Source organism: Micromonospora sp. NPDC049051 (assembly GCF_043197575.1).
Lineage (GTDB): Bacteria > Actinomycetota > Actinomycetes > Mycobacteriales > Micromonosporaceae > Micromonospora.
Genome location: NZ_JBICTL010000005.1, coordinates 350,486 through 368,243 on the forward strand (window position 1 = coordinate 350,486; position 17,758 = coordinate 368,243).

At 74.3% G+C, this 17,758-nt stretch carries 16 protein-coding genes; 10 read left to right on the plus strand and 6 right to left on the minus strand.

The window, feature by feature from the left end; genetic code table 11:
- Nucleotides 1-27: 27 nt before the first annotated feature.
- The 5 genes from ACGFIR_RS22790 (at nt 28) to ACGFIR_RS22810 (ending at nt 4,726) form a co-directional block, all read left to right on the plus strand.
- Entirely contained in the window at nt 28-672 is a 645-nt protein-coding gene (locus tag ACGFIR_RS22790) for a hypothetical protein (RefSeq protein WP_393146977.1), read from the plus strand.
- A gap of 75 nt (nt 673-747) precedes the next feature.
- Entirely contained in the window at nt 748-1,695 is a 948-nt protein-coding gene (locus tag ACGFIR_RS22795) for an ROK family glucokinase (RefSeq protein WP_393146979.1), read from the plus strand.
- 10 nt (nt 1,696-1,705) lie between these two features.
- Nucleotides 1,706-2,413: an endonuclease/exonuclease/phosphatase family protein gene (locus tag ACGFIR_RS22800; RefSeq protein WP_393002096.1), complete on the plus strand. Its 708-nt coding sequence runs from the start codon at nt 1,706-1,708 to the stop codon at nt 2,411-2,413.
- Nucleotides 2,414-2,504: 91 nt separating this feature from the next.
- Entirely contained in the window at nt 2,505-3,911 is a 1,407-nt protein-coding gene (locus tag ACGFIR_RS22805; RefSeq protein WP_393002098.1) for a flavin-containing monooxygenase, read from the plus strand.
- An 11-nt stretch (nt 3,912-3,922) separates the two neighbouring features.
- Nucleotides 3,923-4,726, plus strand: coding sequence for an alpha/beta hydrolase (locus tag ACGFIR_RS22810; protein WP_393002903.1), 804 nt, complete (start codon nt 3,923-3,925; stop codon nt 4,724-4,726).
- A gap of 40 nt (nt 4,727-4,766) precedes the next feature.
- On the opposite strand, the gene ACGFIR_RS22815 is transcribed toward ACGFIR_RS22810, so the two are convergent.
- From ACGFIR_RS22815 to ACGFIR_RS22830, 4 genes are all read right to left on the minus strand, one after another.
- Nucleotides 4,767-6,185: a trehalose-6-phosphate synthase gene (locus ACGFIR_RS22815; RefSeq protein ID WP_393002100.1), complete on the minus strand. Its 1,419-nt coding sequence runs from the start codon at nt 6,183-6,185 to the stop codon at nt 4,767-4,769.
- Nucleotides 6,186-6,399: 214 nt separating this feature from the next.
- Nucleotides 6,400-7,251 carry a DUF308 domain-containing protein gene (locus ACGFIR_RS22820; RefSeq protein ID WP_393146981.1) on the minus strand — a complete coding sequence of 284 codons (852 nt, stop codon included), beginning with the start codon at nt 7,249-7,251 and terminating at the stop codon, nt 6,400-6,402.
- A gap of 295 nt (nt 7,252-7,546) precedes the next feature.
- On the minus strand, nt 7,547-8,218 hold the full coding sequence (locus tag ACGFIR_RS22825; RefSeq protein WP_393002104.1) for a response regulator: 672 nt from the start codon (nt 8,216-8,218) through the stop codon (nt 7,547-7,549).
- Nucleotides 8,215-9,390 (minus strand): sensor histidine kinase, encoded by a 1,176-nt coding sequence (locus tag ACGFIR_RS22830; RefSeq protein ID WP_393146983.1) that lies wholly within the window; start codon nt 9,388-9,390, stop codon nt 8,215-8,217. The genes ACGFIR_RS22825 and ACGFIR_RS22830 overlap by 4 nt, the downstream gene beginning before the upstream one ends.
- Before the next feature lie 283 nt (nt 9,391-9,673).
- Here ACGFIR_RS22830 and ACGFIR_RS22835 point away from each other — a divergent pair, with 283 nt between their 5' ends.
- Nucleotides 9,674-10,375 (plus strand): lysophospholipid acyltransferase family protein, encoded by a 702-nt coding sequence (locus ACGFIR_RS22835; protein ID WP_393146985.1) that lies wholly within the window; start codon nt 9,674-9,676, stop codon nt 10,373-10,375.
- Nucleotides 10,376-10,431: 56 nt separating this feature from the next.
- Here the strand turns inward: ACGFIR_RS22835 and ACGFIR_RS22840 are convergent, their stop codons facing one another.
- A complete protein-coding gene (locus ACGFIR_RS22840; protein WP_393146987.1) occupies nt 10,432-13,974 on the minus strand; it encodes an ATP-binding protein in 3,543 nt (1,180 codons plus the stop codon).
- 164 nt (nt 13,975-14,138) lie between these two features.
- On the opposite strand from ACGFIR_RS22840, the gene ACGFIR_RS22845 reads away from it, so the two are divergent.
- The gene (locus ACGFIR_RS22845) at nt 14,139-14,348 is read left to right on the plus strand and encodes a hypothetical protein (RefSeq protein ID WP_393002113.1); all 210 of its coding nucleotides are present in this window, start codon (nt 14,139-14,141) and stop codon (nt 14,346-14,348) included.
- Between the two features lie 58 nt (nt 14,349-14,406).
- Here the strand turns inward: ACGFIR_RS22845 and ACGFIR_RS22850 are convergent, their stop codons facing one another.
- Complete coding sequence (locus tag ACGFIR_RS22850; protein WP_121400498.1) at nt 14,407-15,099, minus strand: Crp/Fnr family transcriptional regulator; 693 nt, start codon at nt 15,097-15,099, stop codon at nt 14,407-14,409.
- A gap of 271 nt (nt 15,100-15,370) precedes the next feature.
- Between ACGFIR_RS22850 and ACGFIR_RS22855 the strand changes: the two genes are divergently transcribed.
- The 3 genes from ACGFIR_RS22855 (at nt 15,371) to ACGFIR_RS22865 (ending at nt 17,637) form a co-directional block, all read left to right on the plus strand.
- Nucleotides 15,371-15,868, plus strand: coding sequence for a polyadenylate-specific 3'-exoribonuclease AS (locus tag ACGFIR_RS22855; protein WP_089003323.1), 498 nt, complete (start codon nt 15,371-15,373; stop codon nt 15,866-15,868).
- Nucleotides 15,869-15,927: 59 nt separating this feature from the next.
- Complete coding sequence (locus ACGFIR_RS22860; protein WP_393002115.1) at nt 15,928-16,431, plus strand: pyridoxamine 5'-phosphate oxidase family protein; 504 nt, start codon at nt 15,928-15,930, stop codon at nt 16,429-16,431.
- A 177-nt stretch (nt 16,432-16,608) separates the two neighbouring features.
- A complete protein-coding gene (locus ACGFIR_RS22865; RefSeq protein ID WP_132236203.1) occupies nt 16,609-17,637 on the plus strand; it encodes a 6-phosphofructokinase in 1,029 nt (342 codons plus the stop codon).
- Nucleotides 17,638-17,758 lie beyond the last annotated feature (121 nt).

The following is a 17,758-nucleotide window of genomic DNA, read 5'->3' on the forward strand; positions in this document are numbered from 1 at the left end:
TCCCGCGGCAGGGTAGGGGAGCCGACCATGGGTGCAACGGATCCGGGTTCGGCCCGGGAAGAGGCCGAACGTCTGGTCGCCACGGCGCTGGCCGCCGCCCGGCTGGCGGCGGCCGGCGCGAAGGACGGCCAGTGGGGTCCGCTCGGTGGGATCGTGTCGAGTGTCCTCGGTCACAGTGGCGACCCGGGTGCGTCGACCGGGCCGTCCGGGGGCGGTTTCGCCACCGGTGCGGCCGAATGCTGTGTCTGCCCGGTCTGCCGGGGTATCGCCGCCCTGCGCGACCCGAGTCCCGAGTTCGCCGAGCGTCTCGCCACCGGCGCGGGCGACCTGGCGGCGGGTGTGGCCAGCCTGCTGCGCGCCTTCGCCCCGCCCGAGCCCTCCGCCGACGCACCCGCCGGAGCGGATACGGCCCCGGGCACGGGTGGCGAGGACGACCACGTGTGGCGCGAGGCCACCCGTAGCGGGCATGATTCTCAGCCGGCACCGGAACGGGACGTCTGGTCCGCCGCCACGCGGGCGGAGGACGGAGCCGCACCGGGTGCCGTACCGCCCGTCGACGTCGCCGGGCCGGCCGCCGCGGTGACCGTCCGGACGTCCACCGGCGGGCCCGTGGTGCCCACGTCCCGGGCACCCGGCGACGAGGGCGAGCAGTCCCCGGGCGACGGGGCCTGACCAACGCACGTCCCGACCACGCGCCGGTCGTCCGCCGGCGCGGTGCGGGCAGCACAGCAGAGGGGAGTGGCAGCGGTGACGCTGACCATCGGAGTCGACGTCGGTGGCACGAAGGTGGCCGGTGGTGTCGTGGACGCCGCCGGCACGGTCCTCGTGCAGGCCCGACGGGACACCCCCGCCGACGACGTCGCCAAGACCCGGGACGTCATCATCGAACTGGTCCGCGAGCTGGCCACCGGGCGCGAGATCGAGGCGGTCGGCATCGGCGCGGCGGGCTGGATCGACGCCAGCCGCTCCACGGTGCTGTTCGCCCCGAACCTGGCGTGGCGCGACGAGCCCCTGCGCGACTACGTCAGCGCCGCGACCGGCCTGCCGGTGATCGTGGAGAACGACGGCAACGTGGCGGCCTGGGCGGAGTTCCGTTACGGCGCCGCCCGCGACGCCGACGACTCGATGGTCATGTTCACCATCGGCACCGGCGTCGGCGGCGGCATCGTGTTCGGCGGGGGACTGCTGCGCGGCGCCAACGGCATCGCCGCCGAGCTGGGCCACATGCTGACGGTGCCCGACGGCCACCAGTGCGGCTGCGGCCGGCTCGGCTGCATCGAGCAGTACGCCAGCGGCAGCGCCCTGGTGCGCTTCGCCCGCGCCGCCGCCCGGCAGGAGCCGCACCGCGCCACCGCCCTGCTGGACCTGGCCGGCGGCGAGGCGGAGTCGGTCTCCGGGCCCATGGTCACCGCCGCCGCGCAGGCCGGCGACCCGGTCTCCATCGAGGCGTTCGCGCAGGTCGGGCGCTGGCTCGGCACCAGCCTCGCCGACATGGCGCAGATCCTCGACCCGCAGGTGCTCGTCGTCGGCGGCGGGGTGATCGAGGCCGGGGACCTGCTGCTCGGCCCGACCCGCCGGTCGTTCACCGACGCCCTCGCCCAGCGCAGCCGGCTCCCGGTCGCCGAGATCCGCCCGGCCGAGCTGGGCAACACCGCCGGTGTCATCGGCGCCGCCGACCTGGCCCGCCGGATCTGAGGCGGTGACCGTGACGCAGAGCCAGGGTGTGCCGCTGCGTGTCGTGTCGTACAACATCCACAGCCAGCGCGACGACACGGCCGCGCTGGCGGCGGTGGTCCGTGACGCCAGGCCGGACGTGGTGCTCGTGCAGGAGGGGCCGCGCCGGTTCCGGTGGCGGCAGAAGTCGGCGGCCCTGGCGGAGTCGTTCGGCCTGGTGGTGGCGGCCGGCGGGCTGCCCTCGCTGGGCAACCTGCTGCTGACCAACCTGCGGGTGCGGGTGGTCGCCGAGCGGTGCCAGCGGTTCCCGCTCACCCCCGGCCGGCACCTGCGCGGCGCCGCGTACGCCGAGTGCGTGGTCGCCGGGGCGGCCCGGTTCACCCTGGCCGGGTCGCATCTGTCCACCGATCCGGCCGAGCGGCCCGCGCAGGCCGCGTTGTTCAAGCGCGAGCTGGACGCCGTCGCCGGGCCGCTGATCGTCGCGGCCGACCTGAACGAGGGCCCGGACGGGCCGGCCTGGGCCACCGTCGCGCGTGGGCTGACCGACGCCGCCGTGGCGATGGACCGGGCCGACCGGCTCACCTACTCCTGCGCGGATCCACGCCGGCGGATCGACGCGCTCTTCGTCGACCCGCGCGTCACCGTGGTCGACTACGACGTGGTGGACACCCCGCAGACCCGCCGCGCCAGCGACCACTTCCCGGTCCTGGTCGACCTGCTGCTGCCCGCCGCCGACTGACCGTCCGCCGCGCCGGGGGCTGGACAACCCGCTCCGTTGTGGGGAGGATGCTGCGCGACCGGCACTCGTGCCGCACAAAAGGAGATTTCCGGTGTCCACCTCCACCGACCACGGCCGGCCCGACCCGGAGGCGAGCACGCTCGCCCTGACCCGCGACGGCCGGCCGGTCTCCGACCGGGGCGACACCGTCTGCGTCATCGGCGCCGGGGCCAGCGGTCTCACGGCCATCAAGAACCTGAAGGAGCACGGCTTCGGCGTCGACTGCTACGAGCGGGAGACCGGCGTCGGCGGCGCCTGGAACTGGCGACACGACCGCAGCCCGGTGTACGCGAGCACGCACCTGATCTCCTCGCGGCCGTTCACGCAGTTCCCCGACTTCCCGATGCCCGACGACTGGCCGGACTACCCGCACCACAGTCAGCTGCTGTCCTACTTCGAGCGGTACGCCGACCACTTCGACCTGCGCGGGCACGTCTGGTTCGGCACCGAGGTCGTCCGGGTGGAGCCCGTGGCCGGGGACCGCTGGGACGTCACCACCCGCAGCACCGGCGGGTACGGCCCGGAGCGCACCTCCCGCTACGCGGCCGTGGTGGTCGCCAACGGTCACAACTGGTCGCCGAAGCTGCCGCGCTACGAAGGGCTGGAGGAGTTCCGGGGCGAGGTCATGCACGCCTCGTCCTACAAGGACCCCGCGCAGCTGCGCGGCAAGCGGGTGCTGGTGGTGGGCGCCGGCAACACCGGTTGCGACATCGCCGTCGAGGCCGCCCAGCAGGCGTCGCGCTGCTGGCACTCGACCCGCCGGGGCTACTGGTACGCCCCGAAGTACGTCCTCGGCCGCCCCGCCGACCAGGTCAACGACGCGCTGCTGGCGCTGCGCGTGCCGCGGCGGGTACGGCAGTGGCTCTACCACTGGACGCTGCGGCTGACCGTCGGCGACCTGACCCGGTTCGGCCTGCCGAAGCCCGACCACCGGGTCTACGAGACGCACCCGATCGCCAACAGCCAGCTCGTCTACTACGTGGGGCACGGCGGGATCGCGCCGGTGCCGGACGTCGCGCGCTTCCACCCGTACGCCGTCGAGCTCTCCGACGGCCGGCAGATCGACCCGGAGCTGGTCGTCTTCGCCACCGGCTACCTGCCGCGCTTCGAGTTCCTGGACCCCGCCCTGCTGGGCGACGACGCGGGGCAGGGGCGCCCGAAGCTGTGGCTGAACGCCTTCGTCCCCGGCCGCCCCACGCTGGCCGTGACCGGGCTGGTGCAGCCGGACTCGGGCGTCTTCCCCCTGTCGCACTGGCAGGCGGTGCTCTTCGCCCGGCTGCTGCGGCTGCGGGTGACCCGTCCCGACCGGGCGAACGCCTTCGCCGCCCGGGTAGCCGCGAAGGCGGGGGAGCGGTACACCGGACCGGTCAAGGACAGCAGCCGGCACTGGTTCGAGGTGGGCCACGCCGACTACCTGCGCGCCGTCCAACGCGCGCTGCACGACCTGGAGGACAAGTGAAACTACGGGTCATGCGGGGGCGGGAGTGGGCCCGGCCGGTCCGTCCGGTCCGGCGTGAGGTGCTCGGCGCGGCTCCCGAGGTGGAGCAGGGGCGCCCGCCGCTGCTCTTCGTACCGGGCTTCGGCCACGGCGCCTGGACGTTCGCCGAGCACTGGCTCGGCCACGCCGCGTCCCGGGGCTTCCCGGCGTACGCGCTGAGCCTGCGCGGGCACGGCGACAGCGGACCGGCGCCGGAGGCGACGCTGCGGGCGTACGCCCACGACGTGACCCAGGTGGCGGCGGGCCTGCCGCGCCAGGCGGTGCTGGTGGGGCACGGCGCCGGGGCGCTCGTGGTCGCCCACGCGCTGGCCCGCTACCCGGCCCGGGCCGCGGTGCTGGTCGCGCCGGTGCTCGGCGGCTGGGCGACGTTCGGCGCGGCGCTGCGGCGCAACCCGGTCGGCACGTTGCCGGCGGTCTTCGGCGGGCCGCTGCGGCTGCACCGCCGTCAGCTGTTCAGCCGGGAGCTGCCCGAGCCCGAGGCCCGCCGGTACGTGGGCCGGCTGGGGCGGGCCGCCCGGCGCGCCCAGTGGCAGCTGCTGACGGGGCGGGCCGCGGAGCCGGCGGTGGGCGACCCGCCGATGCTGGTGCTGGGCAGCCCCGACGACCGGATCGTCCCGGCGGCGGCGTTGACCCGGGCGGCGCGGCGGTACGGCTCGGCGCCCCTGCTCTTTCCCGGCATGGGGCACGACATGATGCTCGACGCCCGGTGGCGGGAGCCGATCGACGCGATCCTCGACTGGCTGGAGAAGGAACCGGCACCGGCCGGTCGCCCCTGACCGGTACGGGCATGCACGCGCCGCGACGGCGTTGTCGGCGTCAGCTGGCCGCGCCCAGCCGGGTCAGCAGCGACCCGCTCTCGTCGAGGGCGGTGAGGTAGGAGCGGGCCCACGCCCGGATGTCGTGCCGGTGCAGGTGCGCCCGCATGGCCCGCATCCGCGTGCCGAGGTCGTCGGGGCTCGCCCGCAACGCCTCGAGCAGCCCCTGCTTGAGCCCTTCCAGGTCGTGCGGGTTGACCAGGTGTGCCTGCGGAAGTTCGGCGGCGGCGCCGGCGAACTCGCTGAGCAGCAGCGCGCCCGTGTCGTCGACCCGGGCGGCGACGTACTCCTTGGCGACGAGGTTCATCCCGTCGCGCAGCGGGGTCACCGCCATCACGTCGGCGACCCGGTAGAGCGCGGCCAGTTCGGCGCGGTCGAACGGCTGGGTCAGGTAGTGGATCGCGGGCTCGCCGACCCGGCCGAACTCGCCGTTGATCCGCCCGACCTCGCGTTCCACCCGCTCGCGGAGGATCTGGTACTGCCCGACCCGCTCCCGGCTGGGCACCGCCACCTGCACGAGTACCGTGTCGCGGACCTTCACCTGCCCGCCGGCGATCAGCTCGCTGTACGCCTTGAGCCGCTGCTCGATGCCCTTGGTGTAGTCCATCCGGTCGACGCTGAGGATCACCTGCCCGGGGCTGCCGAGGTCGCGGCGCAGCCGGTCGGCCCGCTCGGCGACGTCGGGCCGGGCGGCCAGCGCGGCCATCTCGGCGGTGTCGATGGAGACGGGGAAGGCGCCGATGCGCACCACCCGCTCGTCGACGGCGATCCGCCGGTCGGTGGCGGGCAGGCCGAGCACCTTCACCGCCAGTTGGGCGAAGTTGTGCGCGGCCTGGGAACGCTGGAAGCCGATCAGGTCGGCGCCGAGCATCCCGCGCAGCAGCTCGGCCCGGCGTGGGAGCTGCATGAACAGCTCGGGCGGCGGGAAGGGCACGTGCAGGAAGAAGCCGATCCGCAGGTCCGGCCGTAGCTGACGGAGCAGGCCGGGCACCAGTTGCAGGTGGTAGTCCTGCACCCAGACCACCGCGCCGGGTTCGGCCACGTCGGCCGTGGCCTGCGCGAACCGCTGGTTGACCCGCTGGTACGCCTCCCACCAGCGCCGGTGGTACTCCGGTTGCTCCACCGAGTCGTGGTAGAGCGGCCAGAGGGTGGCGTTGGCGAAGCCCTCGTAGTGGTCACGCAGGTCTTCCGTGCTCAGCGCGACGGTGTGCATGCGGACACCGTCGACGTCGGGCAGGGCGGGCGCCGGGCCGGTGCCGCCGGCCCACCCGACCCAGGTTGCGGGCGTGTGCCGCAGGAGGGGGTGCAGGGCGCTGACGAGACCGCCGGGACTGCGGCGCCACTCGCAGGCACCGTCGGGCGCCACACTGTCGTCGATGGGCAGGCGGTTGGCGACCACCACGAGGGAACTCTGTCGCATCTCGGGCATTCCGATCAGCAGGGAGTGACCGCCGCAGCGGAGGAACAACCGGGCAGTCAGCGGGGGATGTGACGGACAGCGGTATTCCTACTGACAGTAAGTTACACCAGTGTTTCGCCCCCGGCGCGGGGCGGCCGTCGTCCCGGGATGCGGGCAGCGGTGCGGTGCGGGTGCGGGGAGCCTCGGGTCGGTTGACGGCCGGCGGACGGGCGCGTCAGACCACCGCGCCGTCGTCGGGGTCGCGCTCGTCGTCGTCCCCGCCGGGCCGCAGCCGCCAGATCAACGCGACGAAGCCGGCCAGGATGCCGGTGAAGCCGAACAGGTTGACCACCGACGGGTCGGCCACGGGAAAGACCGAGGGGAACAGGAAGAGCACGAAGCCGAGCACCATGGCCAGTACGCCGACCACGGCGTACTTCGACAGGCGCGGCAGGGGCGGAGGCGGCGGCGGGTTGTAGCGCTCGTCCTCGCCCTCGTCGTCGGGCAGGTTGGCGCCGAAGGTGTCCAGCCCGTCGAGCAGCGAGGGCTCGTCCTGCGGGCCCCGCGAGAGCGAGACCCCCGAGATGTCGGCCGCGTACGGCAGTCGACGCACGTCGGTGGCGGTCGGCCCGGCCGGCTCGTCCGGCGTGCCGATGGTCACCGGGCCGCCTGTCGGCCCGGGCGTGTCGTCCACGTCCTCGGCGGCGGGCCACGGGTTGGCGTCGCCGCGGGGGGCGGTGGTGTGGAAGCCGGCGACGATGCGGGCCCACTCGGCCTCGATGTCCGGCTCGTCCTCGCGGGGCTTCGCGGGGGTCGTCTCGTCCGCGAGCTGGTCCAGGTAGTCCCGCGCGGTCCCCAGGTGCGACCGGTCGACGTAGAGCCGGTCGACCGGCCGGGACGGGACGGTGGTGGTGCGGGTGACGGGGTTCAGGTCGGCCGAGGGCTGGAGGTAGGCGGCGATTCCGCCGGCGGCGAGGACGTCGAGCAGGTGCTCACCGACGCGCGGATCCACGTCGCCGGCGACGGCGTACTCGCTCGCGTCGAGCCCGTTGTCCCGCCGTCCCCGGCGGGCTCCACCCGCTGACACCGGACATCCTCCTCATCACGCGCCCGCGGCGCGGCCGCCTGAGCCCCCTCGGCGCCGACCCGCACGCCGTGCCTTGAATCGTGACACGTCCGGGCCCCGTTCCGGGAGTGCCTTGTGGCGCGGCGTACGAAGTCAGGGCCCCTGCCGCAGGTCGCGACAGGGTTATATGTCCGTTCTTGCTGAATCCTTTTCAACTGAGCCCCTCAGCGGCGGCGGGCAGTCCCGTCGGTGGCAGCGGCAGTGCCCTCGCCGGAGGCGGACGGTTCCCGCCTCCGGCGACCCGGCCGCCCGCCGGTCAGTCCGGGTCGCGCGCCGCGCCGGGCCGTACCAGGCCGCTCTCGTACGCGGCCACGACGAGCTGCGAGCGGTCCCGGGCGTGCAGCTTGCCCAGCAGGCGGCTCACGTAGGTGCGGGCGGTCGCCGGGCTGATGTGCAGGACCGCGCCGATCTCGTCGTTCGACCGGCCGGCGGCCACCTCGGCCAGCACCTCGCGCTCCCGGGCGGTCAGCGTCGCCAGCCGGGCCGGATCCGGCTCCCGCCCCCGGGCGCGTACCGCCGTCATGACCCGCCGCGTCACCGCGGGAGAGAGCAGGGCCTCCCCGGCCCGGACGATGCGTACCGCCCCCCGCAGGTCGTCGGGGCCGGTGTCCTTGAGCAGGAAACCGGACGCGCCGGCCCGGATCGCCTCGAAGACGTACTCGTCGGTGTCGAACGTGGTGAGCACGACGACCCGTACGCCGGCGAGCCGCTCGTCGGCGACGATCCGGCGGGTGGCCTCGATGCCGTCCGTGCCGGGCATCCGCACGTCCATCAGCAGCACGTCGGGCCGCTCGCTGACCGCCAGCCGGTACGCCGCGTCGCCGTCGCCGGCCTCGCCGACGACCTCGATGTCCGGGGCCCGGTTCAGCAGGGCGCGCAGCCCCGCGCGGACCAGGTGCTGGTCGTCGACGAGTCCCACCCGGATCACGTGGTCCCTCCCAGGGGCAGTTCGGCGCGTACCTCGAAACCGCCGCCGGACCGGTTGCCGGCGGTGACGGTGCCGCCGAGCAGGGCGGTGCGCTCCCGCATGCCGCCGAGCCCGTACCCGCGCGGGGCGTCCCCGCGCTGCCCGCGTCCGTCGTCGCGGACGGCGACGTCGACGGTGCGGGGGCCGCGGACGACGTCGATCTCGACGGCGCTCGCGCCGGCGTGACGCAGGGCGTTGGTCAGTGCCTCCTGGACCACCCGGTAGGCGGTCGAGTCGACGGCGGCGGGCAGGCCGGTCAGCTCGCCCCGCCGGTGCACGGCGACGCGCAGCCCGGCCGCCCGCGCGCCGGCGGCCAGGTCCTCCAGCCGGGCCAGTCCCGCCACCGGCTGGCGGGGCTCGGCCCCGGCCGGGTCGCGCAGCAGGCCGAGGGTGGTGCGCAGCTCCCGGGCGACCTGGGTGGTGGCCGAGCGGACGTGCCCCAGGGCGGCCCGGGCGGCGACCGGGTCGTCGTCGAGGGCCTCGTCGGCCACGCCGGCGTGCAGCGAGATGACGGAGATGTGGTGGGCGATCACGTCGTGCAGGTCCCGGGCGATGCGCAGCCGCTCCTCCTCGACCCGGCGCGCCGCCTCCCGGGCGTGGTCGCGTTCCAGCTGCCGCACCCGCCACCGCTGCTCCCGGCGCCGCAGCCGCCGGGAGCGGACCCCGTCGCCGAGCGCGACCGCGGCGGCCATGATGGCCACGCTGGAGGCCAGCTCGAAGCCGACGAGGTACGCGACGCTCGCGCCCTGCACCGCGCGGAACGTGGTGGAGACGACGAGCAGGCCGACCCCTACGAGCACCGCCCAGCGCAGCTGCCCGGCCTCGGCGGCCGAGTAGAGCGCCGCGGCGAGGGGGAGGGCCAACCCGACCGGCGGGTACCCGGCCACGTAGTAGGCCACCAGGCCGGCGGCGCTGACCACCAGCACGGTCGCCGGCGCGCGGCGGCGCAGGAGCACGAGCGCGCCGAGCCCGACCGCGAACAGGTAGGCGGGCACGTCCCGCCCCCGGTCACCGCCCAGGTCCGCGGTGATCGCCGCCGCCACGACGGTCGACACGGCGCCGCCCATGAGCAGGTCCAGCGCCGTGGCCCGGGGCAGCCCGCCCGCTCTCCGCTGCGCCCCGGCCTCCCGCACCCCACGAGCGTAGGCGCCGTCGGCCGCCCGGCGGGGCCGACGCCGGTCCCGACCCGCCGTCGCCCGGCGCGGTATCCACGACCGGCGGCGGTACGTCGACAGGCGACACCCGCCGCCGTCGACCGTCCGTCTCCTGTGGCCCGCCGCCACGGTCCGAGCTGGACGCGGCCGGCTCGCCGGCCGGATCACGTTGTGGCGGCCGGCATCGGGTTCGTAGGCTTGCCCACGACACCTTCCGCGGCGATCGCGGCGGCGTCGTGACCACCTCTGGGAAAGGACGCCGGTGCTGTACTGGCTGATGAAGTACGTCCTCCTCGGCCCGCTGCTGAGGCTGGTCTTCCGCCCGCAGGTCGAGGGGCTGCACCACGTGCCCGACACCGGGCCGGTGATCCTCGCCAGCAACCACCTGTCGTTCTCCGACTCGATCTTCACACCGCTGGTCGTGAAGCGGCGGGTGACGTTCATCGCCAAGGCCGAGTACTTCACCGGCAAGGGCGTCAAGGGCTGGCTGACGAAGATGTTCTTCGTGGGCGCCGGCACCATCCCGGTGGACCGTTCGGGCGGCCAGGCGGCCAGGGCGGCCCTGGACACCCAACTGCGGGTGCTGCGCGCCGGCGGCATCGCCGGCATCTATCCCGAGGGCACCCGCTCGCCCGACGGGCGGCTCTACCGGGGCAAGACCGGCGTGGCCCGCCTGGCTCTGGAGAGCGGCGCCGTGGTGATCCCGACGGCGATGCTCAACGCCGACGAGATCCAGCCGCCCGGCAAGCTGATCCCGAAGATCGCCCGGGTGCGGATCCGGTTCGGCCCGCCGCTGGACTTCTCGCGCTACGCCGGCATGGCCGGTGACCGGTACGTCGAGCGCGCGGTGACCGACGAGATCATGTACGAGCTGATGGAGCTTTCCGGCCGCGAGTACGTCGACACGTACGCGCAGAAGGCCAAGGCGCAGCTCACCACCGCCCGCGAGCCCGTCGCCGCCTGACGCGGGGCCGGCGGGGGCGCGCACCGGGGCGGGACCGCCGCGCCCGGGCAGGCGGGTCAGCAGGCGACGGCGGGGGCCGTCGAGGGGCGGGCCAGGTCCAGCAGGACGGGGGCGTCGTTGCGCAGCGCGAAGGCCCGCAGCTCGGCCAGCTCCGGGCGGCCCGCCGTCGACTCGCCGGCCCGCTCCAGCTCCACCGTGGCGAAGGTCAGCGCGAGCATCCGGTCGGTCACGTCCGGGATGCCGGCGTAGATCCCCGCCCCGGCCAGGTGCAGCTCCGCGGCCCGCCGGTGGTCGCCGTCCGCGGCGGCCAGCGCGCCGGTCACCGTCCGCAGCGCCGCCTCCGACCAGGGCGTACGGTGACCCACCCGGTCCAGCATCGCGCGCACCCGCGCCGCCGAGGCCCGCCCGGCGAGGCTCGCCGCGTAACCGGCCGCCGCGATCCACTCGCCGCTGGCCAGCGCCGGCACGGCCGACCAGGAGTCGGCCAGCTCGTCGATCAGCGTCGCCGCCTCCTCCCGGCGCCCCTGCAACGCCCGGCAGAGCGCGCCCATCCCCAGCATCGTCCAGTGCAGCCGGTGGAATCCGCTGCGCCGCGCGGCGTCGAGCGCGGCGGCCACGTCGTCCTGGAACGCGGCGTCGCCCTCGGCGCGGGCCGGCGGCACCCGCTCGCCGCGCAGCACCAGCAGGCAGGAGCGCAGGCCGCGTACCTGCATGTCCCAGCTGCCCGTCGGGGTGTCCACGAAGGCCTCGGCGGCGGCCAGCAACCGGTCGAAGTCGCCCTCGAACCAGGCGCGCATCGCCTCCGCCGAGTAGCTCGTGGTCAGCGTCTGCCCGCTGGCCTTGCGCGTCGGCAACGACGAGAGCAGGGCGTCGGAGCGCAGCCAGTCGCCCTCCTCGCAGACGGCGTAGGCGAGGTTCTGCATGGCCCGGGGCAGGGCGATCAACTGACCGGCGCGGCTGACCTCGACGATCGCGTGCAGGTCGTCGAGGCCGGACCGGTCGCCGGCCTGGTAGCGGGCGATCGCCGAGGTGATCCGGGCGTTGGTGCGGGTCTCGGCCAGCCCCAGCCGCTCGCCGATCTCCGCCGCCCGTTCCGCGGCAATGACCGCCGGGTCCCGCTCGTAGTTGAGCATGTGCAGCCGGCCCAGCTCGGCGTAGGCGTCCGCCTTCTGGGAGCTGTCCGGCAGCGGGGCGAAGAGCTGCACGGCCCGGTCCAGGCAGGCCAGGGCGGCGGCCCGGTCGGCGCGTAGCCACGCGGCCTGACCGAGCAGGGTCCAGGCGCGGGCCGCGCACGCGTCGTCGCCGTGGGCGAGCAGCCGGTCGGCGAGCGCCTGCATCTGCTCCGGGCCGCCGCCGGAGAGGAAACCGTTGCCGTCGCGGTAGAACGAGATCTCGGTGCTGAGCAGCTCCAACTGGAGTCGGCCCACCGGGTCGGAGTCGTCGGCCAGCCCGAGCGCCCGACCGGCGTGGTTCGCCGCCACGTCGAGGCTGTGCAGCGCGTACGCCCGGCGGGCCGCCCGGTGCAGCGCGGCCCGCGCGGCGCCGGCGAACCCGCCGATCTCCATGCCGAGCGACCGCGCGATCTCGTGGGCCGCCCACCGGTGGTGGGCCAGCACCTCCGCCAGGTCGGTGTCGCGGCTCTGCGAGAGCATGTCGAGCCACTGTGCCGTCCGCTCGTGCCGCGCCACCCGCTCGGTACGGGGCAGCCGCTGATAGCAGACGTCGCGCACCAGCACGTGCCGGAACCGGTACTCGGGCTGCCCGGCCATGGTGGAGGCGGCCTGCTCGTGCACGAAGTCGCGCTGCTCCAGCCGGCGCAGCGCGCGCTCCACCGACTCGACGGGCTGCCCCAGCGCGGCGGCCACCGCGCCCGGCCAGAACTGCACGCCGACCACGGCGGCGGCCAGCAGCACCGTGCGTTCCTTGGCGTCGAGCAGGTCGATGCGGTTGGCGATGACGGCGTGCACGCTCTCCGGCATCGGCAGGTCGAGGTGCTTCTCCAGCGACCAGCCCCGCCCGGACTGGCGCAACGCGCCCTGCTCGATGAGCATCCGGACGTACTCGTGGGCGTAGAGCGGGTTGCCGCCGGCCACCTCGATCAGCGGGGTGAGCATGTCGGCGGAGAAGGCGGCCCGGCCGAACATGTGGGCGTAGAGCGCGGCGATGCCCGTGTCCCGCAGCGGGGGCAGGGTGATGGTCACCGAGCCGGTGATCGTCCCCGCCCAGGTCGGATCCCGGTCGACGAGTTCCGGGCGGGCGGTGCAGAGCAGCAACAGCGGCACGTCCCGGGCGGCGGTGCCGAGCAGCTCCACGAAGCGCAGCATCGCGTCGTCGGCCCAGTGCAGGTCCTCGAAGACCAGCACGGTCGGCCGCCGGGCGGCCAGCGCGAGCAGGAAACGCCGCCACGCCGACTCGGTCTCCTCGGCCGGCAGCGCGGTCCCCGGCAGGCCCACCAGCGGCCGCAGGGCGTCGACGACGCGCTGGCGCTCGCCCGGGCCGACCAGCTCGCCGACGGCGGAGGCGAGCCGCTGGGCGGCGCTGGACGCCGGGTCGGTGTCGAGGATGCCGGCCTCGGACTTGACGATGTCGGCCAGCGCCGCGAACGTCACGTTCTCGCCGAACGGTGGGCACCGCCCGATCCGCCAGGTCAACGGCTCGTCGACGAGTTGGTCCACGTGCCGGTACAACTCCCGTACCAGCCGGCTCTTGCCCAGCCCCGCCCGGCCGAAGACGGTCACCACCTGCGGGCGCCGGTCACGCAACGACCGGTGCAGGGCGTTGACCAGCATCCCCAGCTCGTGCTCGCGGTCGATCAGCGGCGTGACGTCCGGCTGCCGGTCGGTCGGCTGCCGGCGTACGGGGGACAGGGCCAGCCACACCTCTGTCGTCGTCGACCGCCCGCGCAGGGTCACCGGCGGCTGCTCGGAGTAGCGGATCGCGTCGCGGGTGAGCGCGTGCGTCATGCCGCAGACCAGCACCCCGCCCGGCGGCGCGACCGACTGCATCCGGGAGGCCGTGTTGACCACGTCGCCGGCCACGATCGCCTGGCCGCCGTCGCGGGCGGCGGCCACGTCGACCAGCGCCTCGCCCGTGGCCACCCCGACCCGGAAGCGCAGCGCGTCCGCCCCGGCGGGGGCGAACCGGGTCAGCACCCGTTGCAGCTCCAGGCCAGCCCGCACGCAGCGCAGGGCGTCGGTCTCGGTCGCCACCGGCGCACCGAACAGGGCCATCACCGCGTCGCCGATGTACTTCTCCACCACGCCGCCGTACTGCCCCACGACGCGGCGGGCGGCCGAGAAGAAGCCGGTCTGCATGCCGCGCACCAGCTCCGGGTCGGCCCGCTCGACGTACGGGGTGAAGTCGATCAGGTCGACGAAGAGCACGCTGACCCGGCGGCGGTCCTCCTGCGGGGCCGGCTGCCGCTCGCTGCCCGGCCGGGCAGCGCCGCAGGAGGTGCAGAACGCCACGTCCCGGGCGAGCGGGCGGAGACAGTGCGGACAGACCGCGCCCAGCTCGTTGCCGCAGCCGCCGCAGAAGCGGTCGTCCGCGGCTGCCGTGCGTCCACAGCGGTCACACTGCGTGGCGATGACACCCTCCACTGGCGGTCCCCGCCGGCGCCGGGATCGGCGCCGTTGTGGTGTCAGTATCGTCGTCCGCCCTGCTGTCGGGTACCGGGCTGTTGGTTTGTGGACAGTCCACCGGCCGGTCCTGCCGCTACAGTCAGGCGGCTGATTGTCGACCTTTGACCACAGGGGGATTCCCGATGGTGTACGTGATGTTGCAGAGTGACTGGACCGACGGCAACGGGGTGAACCACCTCGCGGGCGACTCCGTCGACGTGGACGCCGCCACGCTGGCCGCGCTCCAGGCACAGGGCATCGTCAGCGAGCAGTCCGGTGGCGGCAAGGACGGCACGGAGTGGGTCGGGCCGGGCAGCACCAACTGGGTCGGGCCGGGCAGCAACACCCCCTGACGACACCCCACGCACGAAGGGGCCGCGGCGACCGCCGCGGCCCCTTCGTGCGTACGCCTCAGCGCTCGCTCATGCCCGCGCGGCGCCGCAGCGCCGCCACGTCCGTGACCACGATGCGCCGGCCCTCCGTGCGCAGCCAGCCCCGGTTGGCGAACGAGCCGATGGCCTGGTTGACGCTCTGCCGCGAGCCGCCGGCCATCTCGGCGAGCTGGCTCTGGTTGAGCTCGATGGTGATCATCGGGGCCTGGCTCTCGCCGGCCAGCCGCACCAGGGTCTTGGCGACCCGGCCGGGCAGGTCCAGGAAGACGTGGTCGGCGTTCTGCTCGGTCAGCCGGCGGATCAGCCCGCCCAGCGAGCGCATCACCGCGTCGAGGATGCGCGGGTTGGAGTGCACCAGCTCCATGAAGGCGCCCCGCGACAGCGCGAGCGCCGCGCAGTCCTCGATCGCCTCGGCCGAGGCGGAGCGGGTGGAGGCGTCGAGCAGGGACACCTCGCCCAGCACGTCCGGCGGACGGATCACCGACAGCACCGCCCGCTCGCCGGTCGGCGCGGTGCGGAAGACCGCGACCGCGCCCCGACGCAGCACGATGAGGGACTCGCCGGGGTCGTTCTCGACGAAGAGCAACTGACCCTTGCGGTACGTGCGGGGGACCGCCGCGGCGATCACCCGCTGCCGGACCTCCGGCTCCAGCCCGGCGAACATCTCCACACCCGTGAGCGCGTCACCCGGCTCCGGTAGGCGCATCTCCACGGCCCAACCCCTCCCCCGGTCAAGGACCACAACTCGCTCACCGGGTGAACCTGAAGGCCCTCGACGAGGTGAATGACACCGGTTCGGCGTCCGGTAGCGGTACACATCAGATCATGACGCTCCGGTCGCTTGCTGTACACCCCTCAAAACACTTCCGTGACACTCCCGAGCTGCGGCGACCGTCCTGGTGGCGGTCGCCGGCGTCGGCGTCGCCCGGACCCGGCCGCCCCGGTGACCCGGGCGCGACGGGCGTGGGCGAGGATGGCGGGCGATGGTCTACCGCTACTTCTACGACTGCGAGTTCATCGAGGACGGCCGGCTCGTCGACCTGGTGTCGATCGGCGTCGTCGACGAGTACGGCCGTGAGTTCTACGCCGTCTCCACCGAGTTCGACGACTCGCGGGCCGTGCCCTGGGTGCGCCGCAACGTGCTCGACAAGCTGCCCTCCCCGGCGAACCGCGCCTGGCGTTCCCGGGAGCGCATCCGCGACGAGCTGTACGACTTCCTCGTCGAGCCGGTCCGGGACCGCCCGGGCGAGCAGTTGGAGCTCTGGGCCTGGTACGCCGCGTACGACCACGTGGCCCTGGCGCAGCTGTGGGGCGCCATGCCGGCGTTGCCCCGGGAGATTCCCCGGTTCACCAAGGACCTGCGCCAGCTCTGGGACGACCGGGGCCGGCCGCCGCTGCCGGACGCCGACGCGGCGCGGCACGACGCGCTGGTCGACGCCCGGCACAACCTGGCCCGGTGGCGGGCGATGACCGGTTCGTAGGTTTGGTCGGTTCTGTCCCGGGCACCGGTGCGACGTCGAGCCGATGTGAGGGAGGGCCCATGAGCAAGGAACCGACCAACGCCGCCGAGGCCCGGCGCCGGGTGACCGAACTGGTCCGCGAGGCGCGCATCTGCATGCTGACCACGACCGCCGTGGACGGCCGGATGGTGAGCCGTCCGATGGGACTGCAGGAGGCGGAGTTCGACGGCGACCTGTGGTTCTTCGCGTACGCCGACTCCGCCAAGGTCCGGCAGATCCGCGTGAACCCCGAGGTCAACGTCTCCTTCTCCGACTCCCGGCGCAACGCCTGGGTGTCGGTCGCGGGCACCGCGCGGGAGGAGTACGACCGGGCGAAGGCCGAACAGCTCTGGAACCCGGTGCTCAAGACCTGGTTCCCGGACGGGCTGGAGACCCCCGGCGTCACCCTGCTCAAGGTGCACGCGAGTTCCGCGGAGTACTGGGACTCTCCGTCGAGCACGGTGGTCAACCTGTTCGGCTTCGCCAAGGCGGCGGTGACCGGCCAGCCGCCGAAGGCGGGGGAGAACCACGAGGTCAGCTACTGACCGGTAGGTCCCGCTGTCGGTGGGATCGCCCCGGGGCGCGGTGTCGAGGTACGCCTGCGACGACTACAGTGCGCACTGACGGCCCGCCCCGGGCCGGCAACGGCGCCGATGGTCTGATCCGACACATATCCTGGGGCAAATCGGGCTTCACCTGATGCTCCAGGAGGATGAGCGATCATGCGTATCGGCGTGCTCACCGGCGGCGGCGACTGCCCAGGTCTCAACGCGGTCATCCGGGCGGTGGTCCGCAAGGGCGTCGCCAGCTACGGTCACGAGTTCGTGGGTTTCCGGGACGGCTGGAAGGGCCCGCTGGAGGGCCTGTCCCGCCCGCTGGGCATCGCGGAGGTCCGCGGCATCCTGCCGCGCGGCGGCACCATCCTCGGTTCGTCCCGGACCAACCCCTTCAAGATCGAGAACGGCGTCGAGCGGATCAAGGAGAACCTCGCCGCCCAGGGCGTCGACGCGCTCATCGCGATCGGCGGCGAGGACACCCTCGGCGTGGCGACCAAGCTGCACGAGCTCGGGGTCCACGTGATCGGCGTACCGAAGACGATCGACAACGACCTCGGGGCCACCGACTACACCTTCGGCTTCGACACCGCCGTCAACATCGCAATGGAGGCGATCGACCGGCTGCACACCACCGCCGAGAGCCACCACCGCACCCTGGTCGTCGAGGTGATGGGCCGGCACGCCGGCTGGATCGCCCTGCACGCCGGCCTGGCCGGTGGCGCCAACGTGATCCTGCTGCCCGAGCGGCAGTTCGACGTCGAACAGGTCGCCGGCTACGTCGAGAAGCGCTTCCAGCACCAGTACGCCCCGATCGTCGTCGTCGCCGAGGGCGCCCAGCCGCTCGACGGCCAGATGGTCCTGCACAACCAGGAGCTCGACGCGTTCGGCCACGTCCGCCTCGGCGGCATCGGCCAGTGGCTCGCCGAGCAGCTGGAGGCCAAGACCGGCAAGGAGGCCCGCACGGTCGTGCTCGGGCACATCCAGCGCGGCGGCACCCCGAGCGCCTTCGACCGGGTGCTCGCCACCCGGCTCGGCCTCCAGGCGATCGACGCGGTCCACGAGGGCGACTGGGGCAAGATGGTCGCCATGCAGAGCACGGACATCGTCCGCGTTCCGCTGGCCGAGGCCACCCGCGAGCTGAAGACCGTGCCGCTGGAGCGGTACGCCGAGGCCGAGGTCTTCTTCGGCAGCTGATCGTTTTCCACGGCGTGGGGGGGGGGGGGGGGGGGGGCCCCCCCCCCGGCCCCCCCGGCCCGGGGGGGGGGGGGGGCCGCCGGGGGGGGGGGGGGGGGGGGGGGGGGGGGGGGGGGGCGGA